This is a genomic window from Corynebacterium sp. HMSC08A12, from assembly GCF_001807485.1.
GTDB classification, from domain to species: domain Bacteria; phylum Actinomycetota; class Actinomycetes; order Mycobacteriales; family Mycobacteriaceae; genus Corynebacterium; species Corynebacterium evansiae.
The window spans coordinates 84,831-97,256 of the sequence record NZ_KV789190.1 but is presented as its reverse complement, the minus strand read 5'-3'; the positions used below and the strand labels follow the sequence as shown (position 1 = coordinate 97,256).

The following is a 12,426-nucleotide window of genomic DNA, read 5'->3' as shown; positions in this document are numbered from 1 at the left end:
GGTTCACGCCCGTGAAGTCAAACCAATGAGGGGGCGCAAACGCCTGGTGAAAGCCCTACCGAGTTGCTACCGAGTAGCTACCTAGCAGCTACTGAATAGCTAGCTGCGCGGCTCGGAGCCCGGCGGGTAACCCTTGCCGGCCTCGAGAGACTTCTTCACGTCGGCGGCGTAAAAGTCCTTGACGTACTCCTGGCCGGACAGCTCGTGGAGAGCCTCCATAATCGCGTCGGTCAGAGCCCTGGCCTGCGCGTAGTCGTCACCAGCATCGCGGAAATCATCCGGGTCGATCGGGTCGCCGACGTACACCCCACAGCGGGCCGGGCGCGGGATCCAGGTGCCGATCGGGTTGGCCTTGTTCGTGTTGATCATGGCCACCGGGTAGACCTTCTGGCCGGATTCCAGGGCGATGCGGGCCAGGCCGGTCTTGCCGCGGTATAGGCGCCCGTCCGGGGAGCGGGTGCCCTCCGGGTACATTCCCAGCAGATCCCCGCGCTCCAGTACCTTCAGGGCGGTGCCCATGGCGGCGTTTTGGGATTCCTTATCCTCGCGGTCGATCGGCACCTGGCCGACAGAGCTGAAAAAGAACTTCTGGATGCCACCGACCAGGCCCGGGGTGGTGAAGTATTCCTTCTTAGCCAGGAAGGTCAGCTGGCGCTTGGATACCAGTGGCAGGTAGAACGAGTCCATCACCGCCAGGTGGTTGGAGGCCAGGATGCCCGCCCCCTCCTTCGGCAGCTTATCCAACCCCTTGGTGAAGGGGCGGTTGTACACGCGCAGCCACGGGCCGATGAGGATGTACTTGAAAAACCAATACGCCTTGTTCTGCATGTTCTAAAACTTACCGTCCCTTGGTGGCTTCCCTATTCAGCGCCACGCTCAAGCTGCTTGCGCGCCAGCAGCGCCACGCCGATCATACCGGCATCGCCACCCAGCTGTGCGGTTTTCACCTCGGCTACCGGGCGGTGGCCTGCGCCGACGATGCTGTAGTTCATCATCGATTCCGCCTGGTCCAGGAACAGGTCCGCGTCGGAGCTGACTCCCCCGCCGATCACGATCAGTTCCGGATCCAGCACGTCCTGCACCAGGGACAGGCCGCGCCCCAGCCACAGCCCCATGTCCTCGATAGCGGCGCGGGCCAGCGGATCACCCTCCCGAGCCAGGCGCACGATCGCCCGGCCGGAAATCTCCTCCGGGTGCTGCGCAAACTCGCGGGTGATGGCCGAATCCGGGTAGCGGCCGGTTGCAATCAGATCCTGCGCCGTCAGCGCCAGCGCCGAGCCGGAACAGTAGCGCTCCAGGCAGCCCTGCTTGCCGCAGGGGCACGCCCGCCCGCCGGGCATGACGGTCAGGTGCCCAAACTCCGGGGCGGTGCCGAAAGCTCCGCGGTAGATCTCCCCGTCCACCATCACGGCACCACCGATGCCGGTACCCAGTGCGAACAGGACCCACGTCCCCGCGTTCTGCGCTGCCCCCAGGTAGTACTCCCCCAGCGCGGCCGAGTTTGCGTCGTGCTCCAGCTCCACCGGCAGCCCCAGCTTCGCGCTCAGTCGCTCGGTGACCTTCGCGTTGCGCCACGGCAGGTGCGGGGCGAAGCGGACCGTATCGCGCTGGGAGTTAATGAACCCCGCCACGGCCAGGCCCACCGCCACGATCCCCTCGTTACGGCGTTGCAGGCAGCCGATGGCATGCACCAGCGCGGTTTCCAGCGCGTACACGTTAGAGGGAGTGGGCAGCTTCTCGATGTCCAGGATCTTCCCGTCCGCGTCCACTACGGCGGCGCGCAGGTTCGTGCCACCGATGTCCACGCCCACGGTTAGGGTCCCAGTCACTAGGCGTTCCACCCTCTCTAGCTTCTTCTGTACCGATTAACCCCCTCATTCTAGCCAGCCGGGCAGCGCATAGAAATTCTGCGGTTGCCGTCCCCCGGCCAGCCGGGTCTCAGGCGAAGCTGTGGCGCGGCGGAATGCCGCCGGTTCCGGCCATCACCGCACGGCACTGGTGGCCGAGGACCTCCCAGGTCCACTTCCCCGTCACGTACTCCCTCGCTGCGGTCGATAGGCGCTGGCGCGTGGGGGCGTCACCAAGCAAAGAAGAGATACGCCCCGCAACGTCGTCCAAGTTTCGAGAGTCCACGACCAGCCCGGTCTCCCCGTCGATCACCGTCTCGGGTGCACCGCCGCCATTGCCGGCGACAGTGGCCACACCGGCGGCCTGCGCCTCCAGGAACACGATGCCGAGGCCTTCCACCGACAACCCACCCAGCTGCGTGCGCACCGGCAACGCAAACACGTCGCCGGCCACGAAATGGCCCGGTAGCTCCTCTACATCGACGGCGCCGGTAAAGGTTGTGTTCTTTAGGACGCCCAGCCGACGCGCCAATTTCTCCAACTTCCCGCGGTACGTACCGGGTCCGACGATTAGCAGGTGCGCATCCGGGTGCTCGCGCAGGATGGCGGGCATGGCCCTTACCAGCGTGTCCTGGCCCTTGCGCGGGACCAGGCGGGAAACGGCGACGACGACCTTCTTGTCCCCCAGACCGTAGCGGGCGCGCAGGGTGTTCCGCATGTCAGGATCCGGGCGGAACAGGTCGGTGTTCACCCCGCCGGGCATGGGTTCCCAGGCAACAGTAGGGCCGAACGCGGCGGCCATGCGGTTGCGGGCGTAGTGGGAAACATACGTCAGGCAGTCCACTGTGTTGCCGATACGCCGCAGCACCTGGCGGGAGCCCGGGAACATCGACCAGCCGACCTCGTGGCCGTGCGTGGAGGCGACCACGCGCCGAGCGCCCGCCGCACGTGCGGCCTTCGCCATCAGCGCCAGCGGCGCGGCGGCGCCGAACCAGACGGTGTGGATGTTGTGCTCGCGGATCAGCTGCTGCATCTTCCGCGCGGTGGCCGGGGTGGGCAGCATCACGCTGCGCGGCCAGCGCACCACCTGGTAGGGCTGCTGCGCGTCGAAGGCGCGCGCGTCCTCTGTGTTTTGCGTGGAGGCGAAGACAACGACGTTCTCCGGGTTCAGTGTGGAGAGGTAGTCGCGCACGTAGGTCTGAATCCCGCCGAGGGTCGGCGGGAAGTCGTTAGTTACGACGAGGACGCGCGGGTGGCTCTGCCGGTTTTCTTGGGGCTGGTCTTCCTTTGGCATACGCAAGGATGCTACCGCACGCGCCGGTGCAGACAGGCGGCCTAGTAGCGCGCCGCGCCCTGGATCGGCATGGAGTCCACCGGAACAACCTGGACAGGGATGCCGTAGTCGGAGGCGTGGACGATCTTGCCGTCGCCAATGTACATGCCGACGTGGGTCACGCCCGGGTAGTAGCCGACGATGTCGCCCGGCTGGAGGTCGTTGATGGAGACCGACTGACCGCCCGCGATTTGAGCGGAGGAGGTACGCGGAATGGACTTGCCCTCCTGCTGGTAAGCCCAGAACATCAGGCCGGAGCAGTCAAAGGCGTCCGGGCCGGTGGCGCCCCAAGAGTACGGAGCGCCCAGCTTGGACAGGGCGGCCGCAACCACGCCGGTGGCGTTCACCGGACCGTCGGAGCCGGCCTTCTTCTTCAGGTCGCCGAGGAACTGCTTCACGTCCACGTCGATCGGGCCATTGCGGTCGACCCAGCGGCGACGATCCTCCGGGCTCAAGCCGTCGACGGCCTTCATGACCTTGTCCTTCAGCGCATCCAGCTGATCGTTGCGCTCTTCCAGGTCCTTCTTGCGGTCGTTCAGAGTGCGCAGCTGGAAGTCGGCGGTGGCCTTGGAACGGCTGGCCTTGTTCTTCTCGCTGGCGGCTTCCTTGAGCTGTCGGGTCAGGGCGGTAACGGTCTCTGCACGCTTGTCGCCGATGGATGCCAGGTAGGAGGAACGCTCAACGGCTGCCTGCGGCCCCTGCGAGCCAACGAAGGCGGAGACGGGATCCACGGTTGCGCCACGGTACATGGCCTTGGACACGCCGGAGACGTTCTTGCGGGAAGCCTCTACGTCGATGTTGAGCTTGTCGGCCTTCTTCTGCGCATCTTCGGCGGACTTATTGGCCTTGTCCAGGTTCCCCTGTGCCTGGTCGATGTCGATCTTCAGCTGCTCGACCTCGTCGGAGGTCTCGGAGGCGAAGCCGGAGATCTTGTCCACGTGAGCCAGCAGGCCGTCCACGTCCTCCGGGATCGGCGCGTCCAGCAGGCGGCGGATCTCGTCGGCGCGCTTCTGCTCGGCCTTCTCGTCGTCCTTCTTCTCTTCACGCTGCTGCGGGTTGCCCTGCTGCTGTTCCTGCTGCGGATCCGCCGCGGCCTGCGGGAGGGAGGCGCCAACGGCGAGGGTTAGCAGAGCCGCGGTGGCGGCCTTAGCGACGGTGCGGGTGCCGACGAGGCGATCACGGGAAGAGGAAGACAACACGTTCACGACTGGACTTTCTTTAATTCTCAACTAATCTAGGCCGCCGAACGGCCAGGCAACGTTTATCAACGTTTGATAACGATAGACATTCTGCCACAAGAAAGGGCAAAAGTGGGACTGGCCCCAACCGGGTTCCAGCCCCACTTAATCACATGCTCACCAGCTGTAACACCAGCCCCGATTACATCTGTCGAGCTGGCGAAACGCCGGGTGGGCGTCACTAAGAAATTTAGAAACGCACCGCGTTGTAAACCGGCATCATGTGCAGGTTGTCGATACGCACCGGGTTGGAGGAGTTCAGTGCGTGGACGATCTTGCCGTTGCCGATGTAGATAGCAACGTGGGAAGCACCGCCGTAGTAGGAGATGACGTCGCCCGGCTGCAGAGCGTTCAGGGAGACCTTCTTGCCTGCGTTAGCCTGTGCGGAGGAGGTACGCGGGATGTTCTTGCCAACCTGGCGGTGAGCCCAGGAGGTCAGGCCGGAGCAGTCGAAAGCGTTCGGGCCGGATGCGCCCCAGGAGTACGGAGCGCCAACCTTGGACTTCGCGATATTAGCGATGCGCTGGCCGACGGAGGAAGCAGCAGGCTTCTTCTTAGCAGCCGGCTTAGCTGCAGGCGCCGGAGCGTTGTTGCCACCGGTGGTCAGGTTTGCCTGCTTGAAGTAGGGCTTGATGGTCGGCAGCAGGTGGTCCGGAACGTCAACGGTGACGCCGGACGGGGTGTGGGTAACCGGAGCAGCCTGGGCTGCAGCGGGGTTCAGTACAGCGGCGCCCACACCGACAGCGGCGATCATTGCTGCGTTGCGGGGTGCGTTGTTCTTCTTCAGGCTGTGCTTGCCCATATAAGTCCTCAATTACCTTTCAATCCGTTGTCTGGGGTTCGGAACTCTTCCTTCTCCCCTCGCCCGGTAGCTCCTGTGCGCTACCGCGGTGCGGTGAACTCTTTGTCGCTCACCCTTAAGGTCTCGAAAAGATTACGAAATGAACACAAGCCGTGTCCAGCTCTTCGCCAAATATCCTGCGATTCAGCCGCCGACGTGCCGTTGTTATAAAACTGAGATTTTCTAAACCCTAAAGGCGAACGTGAAAGTTACCAAAGCTTTATAATTCGTTGACCTGCGAATTTGGAGAACGCGGCCCTAGCGACTGTCAAAGAAGCTCGTTTAGGGACTTTTAAGGAACTCATTTATGTGATCCTCCTCACATACGCCGTTTCTGGCGTGTTTCTGTCCTGTTATTGACGCCCCTACGACCCCGCGGCGCACCACTTCAGCCACCGCTGTCCTACCCGCCCGCTAGACTTACTCCCCGTGTCCCCTACCCAGCCTCACTCTCCAGATGAATCGTCAGGTCTGCACAGCGGCAAGCTGCGCCTAGACCTGCAGCAGACCCTTGAAAACTGCATCGTCATCGACATTGAAACCACGGGGCTACGGCCGCAGGATGAGCGAATCATTGAGATCGCCGCCTTGCGCATCTGCGACGGCGAGCTCCAGGATCAGTTCACTACCCTGCTCAACCCGCATCGCGACGTGCCTCAGGAAATCACAGACCTCACGGGCATCTCCGACGGTCTGCTGGCCGACAAGCCCAGCTTCGCCGAGATTCTGCCGGGCTTGCTGGCTTTCCTCCGGGATACGCCGGGCCTGGAGGCTCCGCGCCTTGTGGGGCACAATGTTTCCTTCGACTTCTCCTTCCTCCAACACGAGATCCTCCGCGCCCAGCTGGGCGATGTCGCCCTAGCCCCGGACCCCGTAAGCCCTCCATACACCCCGCGCCTGGTTTGCACAGCGGAGGCTTCCCGCGCGCTCATCCCTAGAGAGTCGGTGGGGCGCTATCGGCTGGGAAACGTGGCGTCATACCTTAAAGTCCCCCACCGCCCGCTACACCGCGCAATGAGCGACGCCCTAGCCACCTACGACGTCCTGCGGGCGCTGTCGACGCACTAAAGCCTTCCGGGCGCTGCGGGCAGCTACCTAACTTCTAACAGCAAAAATCCCGCCCACCGGATGGTGGACGGGATTTTCTCGAGCCTTATGTGAGAGCAGTTGAGTTAGCTCGAACGGAGACTACTTGTCGAGCTCCTCGTGGCGGCGACGGTTCTCCTCGTTCAGACGCTCGAACATTTCCTTCTGCTCCGCGTGGTTGGCCTTCTCGATGTGCTCCGCCTTCTCCGCGATCTCCGGGGAATCCGGAGTGAAGAAGCTACCGCGACCAGGCTGGCCGGCTGCGCCGAGCTCGTTCATGGTCTTCGGAACGTATGCACCCTGGTACTCCAGCGGGATCGGGTGGCCGTGCTCGTCGACCGGGCCCAGCGGCTGGTGGACCTCGATGAAGCCACCGGAAGGCAGCTGGCGAATGGTACCGGTCTCGATACCGTGCTCCAGAACTTCGCGGTCGTTGCGCTGCAGGGAGATGCACAGGTGGTAGGTGATGAAGTACGCCAGCGGCGGCAGCAGCACCAGGCCGATACGGCCAACCCAGGTCATCAGGTTCAGCGAGATCGTGAAGTGCAGTGCAACCAGGTCGTTACCACCGGAGATGGTCAGCAGCACGTAGAAGACCAGTGCCATGACACCCAGTGCGGTACGAACCGGCACGTCGCGCGGACGCTGCAGCAGGTTGTGGTGGGCGTCATCGCCCGTCATCTTCTGCTCGATCCACGGGTAAGCGAACAGCAGCACAACCAGGAGGCCCAGCAGCAGAGCTACCCAGAACACAGCCGGAATGGTGTAGTTACCGAGGTAGAGCTCCCATGCTGGCATGACACGTGCAGCACCGTCAGTCCACAGCATGTAGATATCCGGCTGGGAACCAGCGGAGACCTGCGACGGGTTGTACGGGCCCAGGTTCCAGATTGCGTTGATCTGGAAGATGCCGGCCATCAGGGCGACGACACCGAAGGTGATCAGGCCAAAGGAAGCAGCCTTCAGACCGAAGACCGGCAGAATACGAACGCCGACGACGTTGTTCTCCGTGCGACCCGGTCCTGGGAACTGAGTGTGCTTCTGGTACCAAACCAGTGCCAGGTGAGCGGCGATCAGGGCCAGCAGGATACCCGGGATCAGCAGCACGTGGGCGATGTACAGGCGAGGAATGATGATCTCACCCGGGAAGTCACCAGCGAACATGATCCAGTGCAGCCAGGTACCGATGATCGGCAGACCAACGATGATGGCGGACATAATGCGCAGACCAACACCGGAGAGCAGGTCGTCCGGCAGGGAGTAACCCATGAAGCCCTCTGCCACGGACAGCAGCAGCAGGACGCAACCGATAACCCAGTTAGCCTCACGCGGCTTGCGGAATGCACCAGTGAAGAAGATGCGCATCATGTGAACCATGATGGACACTGCGAACAGCAGTGCAGCCCAGTGGTGGACCTGGCGGATGAACAGGCCACCGCGAACCTCGAACGAGATGTCCAGGGCGGTGTGGTAGGCGGCGGACATTTCCACACCGTTGAGCGGTGCGTAGGCGCCGTCGTAGATCACCTTCGACATGGACGGATCGAAGAACAGCGTCAGGTAGACACCGGACAGGATCAGGATGATGAAGGAGTACAGCGCGATCTCACCGAGCATGAAGGACCAGTGAGTCGGGAATACCTTGTTGATTTGCGGGCGGATCAGGCCGGAGGCAGTGTACCGCTCGTCGATGTTGTTGGCCGCTTTAGCAGCGCGGCTCTGTTGTTTAGTGGTCATGAACGACGCTCCCAGAATGCCGGGCCGACAGGCTCGATGAAGTTACGGTCGGCGTACATGTATCCCTCTTCGTCCACCGAGATCGACAGCTCAGGCAGTGCACGGGCTGCCGGTCCGAAGATCGGCTTACCGTACTGCAGTGCGTCGAACTGGGACTGGTGGCACGGGCAGAGGATGCGATTAGTTTGCTGCTCATACAGGGACGTAGGGCAACCGATGTGGGTACAGATCTTCGAGTAGGCGAAGTAGTCGCCGTAGTGGAAGTCCTCCTGACCCTCGCGCAGGATGGCCTTGTCGCCATCCTCCGGGCGCAGGCGGATCAGCATGACTGCGTTACGCGAGCCGTGAATGGAGTGCATGTGCTCCTCGTAGACGTCGCGGTCCTTGTCGAACTTGTCGCCATCGTTGACCATGTCCTCGGTCAGCGGGAAGACGGTCTCCATGGAAGCTGCGTCCAGATCCTCCGGGCGCATGCGGATCAGGCGAGACACGCCCTTGGTGCTGTAGTGGCCGTCGTGCTCCTCGGCGATAGCGCCGGTGTCGCGACCCAGGTAGACCTTCTCGCCCTGCTCCACCAGCGTCCAGCCGGTGGTCCAGAGGGTACCGTCACCCTGAATGCCCATTGCCTTGGCCTTCCAGGGGTTCTTCACGATGCCGCCCAGCGGCAGAGCGATAACCAGACCAGCCAGGACCGCACCGGTGCCAGCCAGGCCGGCGATAACCGGGCGGCGGCCCAGGGTGGAAGTCTTCCAGGAGTCGTTCAGCAGAGCGACCAGGGTACGGCGGTCAACTTCCTCGGACGGGCCGTCGTGACGGGTCTGAACCGAAATCTCTTCCGGAACGAAGTTCTTGGTGTAGGCAACGATGGCCGCACCGAGCAGGGTGATGCTCAGGCCGGACGTGATGCCCAGCAGCGGGGTGTAGACCGAGTAGAGCCACAGGCCGTCCTCTTCCAGCCCCTTGTGCTCCCAGGGCCAGAACAGGTAGACACCGATGAAAGCGATGCCGAACAGAATCGACAGGGCCAGCAGAATGGTGACCTTGCGGCTCGCACGCTTCTCAGCGGGATCGTTAGCGATCGGGAAGCGCTCCTTGCGGTATGCAACCGTCACGCCGTCAAGCTCGGTACCCAGGCGGGCGAGCTCGTCGTTATTCATCTTCGACAGCTCTTCGTTGCTGTACTTCTTGTTGTTCTCACTCATGACCGCGATCCAATCCACATAGCGAAGGCAACGAGAACCACGATGCCGATAAACCACATGACCATGCCCTCAGTCACCGGGCCGATACCGCCCAGGCCGAAGCCACCCGGGTTCGGGGACTCCTCAGCCGACTTGATGTAGGCAATGATGTCCTTCTTCTCGTCAGCAGTCAGCTGGCGATCGGAGAACTTAGGCATGTTCTGCGGGCCGGTCAGCATGGCCTGGTAGATCTCCTGCTCGTTGGCCGGAGCCAGCGGCGGAGCGTACTTACCACTGGACAGTGCGCCACCCTTACCGGTGAAGTTGTGGCAAGATGCACAATTCAGACGGAACAGATCGGAACCACGGGCAACGTCGGCCGGGTCGATCTTGCCCTCCTTGTTGTTGGCGCCACGCAGGGACTCCATGGCGATCTCGCCGTTAGCATCTCGGACGATGCCCGGGCCGCCACCGTTAGCGTTAACGTATGCGGCCAGTGCCAGAGCCTGCTGCTCGGAGTAACGCGGAGGCTTACGGCCTGCCTGCGCCTCGTTGCGCAGCATCGGCATGCGGCCGGAGTGCACCTGGAAGTACACGGAGCCCTCACCGACGCCGATCAGGGAAGGACCGCGGTCCTTCACGCCCTGCAGGTTTGCACCGTGGCAGGTGATACAAGCAACTTCGTAGATTTCCTTACCCTGCTGTGCCAGATCCTCCGCGCTCTGCTCTGCAACGGCGTTCTGTGCATCGGGGGTCAATGCGTTGGCGAGGAAGCCCGCGCCCGTGAGCGCGAACAGCAAAGCCAACGCGCCGGCGAAGGCCTTGCGGACCTTCCGGCGGCGGCGTGCCTTAGCGGCACTGCCCTTCGAACCACTGGAGACTTGCTCCGTGGTTGCGTTGGTGGAGTTGATATCCATCTTGTTCCCTTATTTGTTAGTCAATGGAATTGCGATGGGCTGTAGGCCGACTCTCTTCTTGGGGGAGAAGAACCGACCTGGCCGGCCTACTGAATGAAGTAAATGGTGATCCACAGGCCGATCCACACGACGTCGACGAAGTGCCAGTAGTAGGACACAACGACGGCGGCGGTGGCCTGTGCCGGGGTGAACTTCGACTTCGCGGTCCTCAGCAGCACCACGAGGAAGGCGATAACACCGGCGAGCACGTGCGCGCCGTGGAAGCCTGTCGTGATGAAGAAGACCGATCCGTAGACGGATCCGGGGATGGTGGTTCCGTGCTGCACCAAGTGGACATACTCGTAGCCCTGGCCGATGAGGAAGATAGTTCCCAGCAGCGCGGACAGTGCGTACCACTTGCGTAGCGCGAAGACGTCACCCCTCTCCGCTGCGAAGACGCCCCACTGAGCAGTGAACGAAGAACTGATCAGGATGACCGTAATCGTTGCCGCGAAGGGCACGTTCAGCTCGGTGGGCTCAGACGGCCAATTGCCGCCAGAGTTGGCCTTGGACACGAAGTACATCGCGAACAGGCCAGCGAAAAACATCAATTCCTGAGACAGGAACACAATCGTGCCGACACTGACCATGTTGGGTCGGTTCAGTGTCGCAACACGTTGTGGTGCTGCCATACCTGGGTTTTCAACTGCGCTCGTCACGCATAACAGTATGGCCGTTTAAAGCTCGATAGTCGATTCACTTCGGCGGTTTTCTGGAAGCAATCTGTAAAATCGCAGGTGAAACCTTGGATAAACCTGAAAGCCAACCCCGTTAGGGGTTAGTGGGAACTTTTCCAGCCCCGTATCCGACGAGTCACATAACGACAGGTCACATGCCACTTTCGTCAAGGGCTGACACACCAACCACCCCACTATGGGGTTAGCCACCCGGTATCCCCGGGAACTCCCCCGACGGCCAATCTCTCGGAGCCGATCCCTAGGGGCGTCACTACCCAAAGGCTTCCGAGCTCCCCCGCACCTAATAGACTGGTTAGTACAGCAACCATATGCAACCATCTACTTCATTGTGCCGATGCGCGGCACAGGTCCCTGACAGAGAGGTGCGTCGAAGCAGCCATGTCCCCCACTACCCCACGTTCCGCAGAAACCAGCGGCCTTAGCCCCGAGCAGCTACCGCCGAGCTACTTCACCTGGCCCGGCCTGCTCGGGCGACTCGGCAAGGGCCAGGAGCTCAGCGAGGCTCAGGTTCGCTGGGCGATGAACGAGATCATGGAGGGCAACGCTACCGACGCGCAGATCGCCGCCTTTTCTTTCGGCATCCGCGTGCGTGGCATCACCGCCGCCGAGCTGGCCGCCGCCGCCGAGACGATGACTAGCTTCGCCACCCCGGTTGACTTCTCGGACGTCCCCAACTGCGTTGACATCGTGGGCACGGGCGGCGACGGCCACCACACTGTCAACATTTCCACCATGGCTTCCTTCGTGGTCAGCGCCGCGGGCGTGCCGGTGGTTAAGCACGGCAACCGCGCCGCCAGCTCCAAGTGCGGCGGTGCAGACATGTTGGAGGCCCTGGGCTTGGACATCGAGCGCTCCCCCGAGGCCATCCGCCAAGATGCGCACGAGACGGGCTTCGCCTTCATGTTTGCAAAGACTTACCACCCGGCGATGCGCTTCGCCGGCCCCGTGCGCAGCCAGCTGGGCGCCCCCACCATCTTCAACCTGCTGGGCCCCATGACCAACCCCGCGTACCCGAAGTTCGGCCTGATCGGCTGCGCTTTCAAGGAGTTCATGCCCATCATGGGCGGCGCGTTCGCCCGCCAAGGCAGCCGCGTTCTCGTGGTGCGGGGCATGGATGGCATGGACGAGATCTCTGTGTGCACTCCTACCGAGGTCGTTACTGTGGACGCCAACGGCCGCACCGGCGAGGAAGTCATTAACCCTCGCAACGTCGGCCTCGACTTCTACGAGGACGGCAGCCTGGTCGGCGGCGACGCACAGTACAACGCGGACGTGGCCGTGCGCCTGATGAAGGGCGAGATCTCCGGCGCTATCAAGGATGCTGTCTTGATCAACGCCGCTGGCGCCCTGACGGCCGTGCGAGGCTGGGAGGAGAAGGGCTTCCAGGAGACTCTGCGCGAGCAGGTGCAAATCGCCCGCGAGGCTTTGGAATCCGGTGCCGCCCTCAAGCAAATGGAAAAGATCGTAGGCAAAGAGTTCTAGCCAGGTGGCGCCCGAGGGCGTCACCAA

At 62.5% G+C, this 12,426-nt stretch carries 11 protein-coding genes; 2 read left to right on the top strand and 9 right to left on the bottom strand.

What is annotated here, in order from left to right; genetic code table 11:
* Positions 1-99: 99 nt before the first annotated feature.
* The 5 genes from HMPREF3166_RS09215 to HMPREF3166_RS09195 form a co-directional block, all read right to left on the bottom strand.
* Positions 100-828 carry a lysophospholipid acyltransferase family protein gene (locus HMPREF3166_RS09215; protein ID WP_034986486.1) on the bottom strand — a complete coding sequence of 243 codons (729 nt, stop codon included), beginning with the start codon at positions 826-828 and terminating at the stop codon, positions 100-102.
* 32 nt (positions 829-860) lie between these two features.
* A complete protein-coding gene (locus HMPREF3166_RS09210) occupies positions 861-1,829 on the bottom strand; it encodes an ROK family protein (protein WP_070489181.1) in 969 nt (322 codons plus the stop codon).
* A gap of 109 nt (positions 1,830-1,938) precedes the next feature.
* Positions 1,939-3,141, bottom strand: a complete 1,203-nt coding sequence (locus HMPREF3166_RS09205) for a glycosyltransferase family 4 protein (protein ID WP_070488957.1) — start codon at positions 3,139-3,141, stop codon at positions 1,939-1,941.
* 41 nt (positions 3,142-3,182) lie between these two features.
* Positions 3,183-4,385 (bottom strand): NlpC/P60 family protein, encoded by a 1,203-nt coding sequence (locus HMPREF3166_RS09200; RefSeq protein ID WP_070488954.1) that lies wholly within the window; start codon positions 4,383-4,385, stop codon positions 3,183-3,185.
* Positions 4,386-4,608: 223 nt separating this feature from the next.
* The gene (locus HMPREF3166_RS09195) at positions 4,609-5,220 is read right to left on the bottom strand and encodes a C40 family peptidase (RefSeq protein ID WP_034986477.1); all 612 of its coding nucleotides are present in this window, start codon (positions 5,218-5,220) and stop codon (positions 4,609-4,611) included.
* Between the two features lie 468 nt (positions 5,221-5,688).
* Between HMPREF3166_RS09195 and HMPREF3166_RS09190 the strand changes: the two genes are divergently transcribed.
* Positions 5,689-6,327, top strand: coding sequence for a 3'-5' exonuclease (locus tag HMPREF3166_RS09190; protein ID WP_237744758.1), 639 nt, complete (start codon positions 5,689-5,691; stop codon positions 6,325-6,327).
* 120 nt (positions 6,328-6,447) lie between these two features.
* On the opposite strand, the gene HMPREF3166_RS09185 is transcribed toward HMPREF3166_RS09190, so the two are convergent.
* The 4 genes from HMPREF3166_RS09185 to HMPREF3166_RS09170 form a co-directional block, all read right to left on the bottom strand.
* Complete coding sequence (locus HMPREF3166_RS09185; RefSeq protein ID WP_049049543.1) at positions 6,448-8,082, bottom strand: cytochrome bc1 complex cytochrome b subunit; 1,635 nt, start codon at positions 8,080-8,082, stop codon at positions 6,448-6,450.
* Positions 8,079-9,284 (bottom strand): cytochrome bc1 complex Rieske iron-sulfur subunit, encoded by a 1,206-nt coding sequence (locus tag HMPREF3166_RS09180; RefSeq protein ID WP_034986473.1) that lies wholly within the window; start codon positions 9,282-9,284, stop codon positions 8,079-8,081. Before HMPREF3166_RS09180 ends, HMPREF3166_RS09185 begins: the two co-directional genes overlap by 4 nt.
* Positions 9,281-10,180, bottom strand: a complete 900-nt coding sequence (locus HMPREF3166_RS09175) for a cytochrome bc1 complex diheme cytochrome c subunit (protein ID WP_070488952.1) — start codon at positions 10,178-10,180, stop codon at positions 9,281-9,283. Before HMPREF3166_RS09175 ends, HMPREF3166_RS09180 begins: the two co-directional genes overlap by 4 nt.
* A gap of 86 nt (positions 10,181-10,266) precedes the next feature.
* Positions 10,267-10,878: an aa3-type cytochrome oxidase subunit III gene (locus tag HMPREF3166_RS09170; RefSeq protein WP_034965190.1), complete on the bottom strand. Its 612-nt coding sequence runs from the start codon at positions 10,876-10,878 to the stop codon at positions 10,267-10,269.
* Positions 10,879-11,295: 417 nt separating this feature from the next.
* On the opposite strand from HMPREF3166_RS09170, the gene trpD reads away from it, so the two are divergent.
* Positions 11,296-12,399 carry an anthranilate phosphoribosyltransferase gene (gene trpD / locus HMPREF3166_RS09165; protein ID WP_070488949.1) on the top strand — a complete coding sequence of 368 codons (1,104 nt, stop codon included), beginning with the start codon at positions 11,296-11,298 and terminating at the stop codon, positions 12,397-12,399.
* Positions 12,400-12,426 lie beyond the last annotated feature (27 nt).

What these genes read in the sequence shown, in the direction of transcription:
- HMPREF3166_RS09215 (WP_034986486.1), bottom strand. Translation starts at nt 828, where the DNA reads ATGCAGAACAAGGCGTATTGGTTTTTCAAGTACATCCTCATCGGCCCG.
- HMPREF3166_RS09205 (WP_070488957.1), bottom strand. Translation starts at nt 3,141, where the DNA reads ATGCCAAAGGAAGACCAGCCCCAAGAAAACCGGCAGAGCCACCCGCGC.
- HMPREF3166_RS09195 (WP_034986477.1), bottom strand. Translation starts at nt 5,220, where the DNA reads ATGGGCAAGCACAGCCTGAAGAAGAACAACGCACCCCGCAACGCAGCA.
- HMPREF3166_RS09185 (WP_049049543.1), bottom strand. Translation starts at nt 8,082, where the DNA reads ATGACCACTAAACAACAGAGCCGCGCTGCTAAAGCGGCCAACAACATC.
- HMPREF3166_RS09180 (WP_034986473.1), bottom strand. Translation starts at nt 9,284, where the DNA reads ATGAGTGAGAACAACAAGAAGTACAGCAACGAAGAGCTGTCGAAGATG.
- HMPREF3166_RS09175 (WP_070488952.1), bottom strand. Translation starts at nt 10,180, where the DNA reads ATGGATATCAACTCCACCAACGCAACCACGGAGCAAGTCTCCAGTGGT.
- trpD (WP_070488949.1), top strand. Translation starts at nt 11,296, where the DNA reads ATGTCCCCCACTACCCCACGTTCCGCAGAAACCAGCGGCCTTAGCCCC.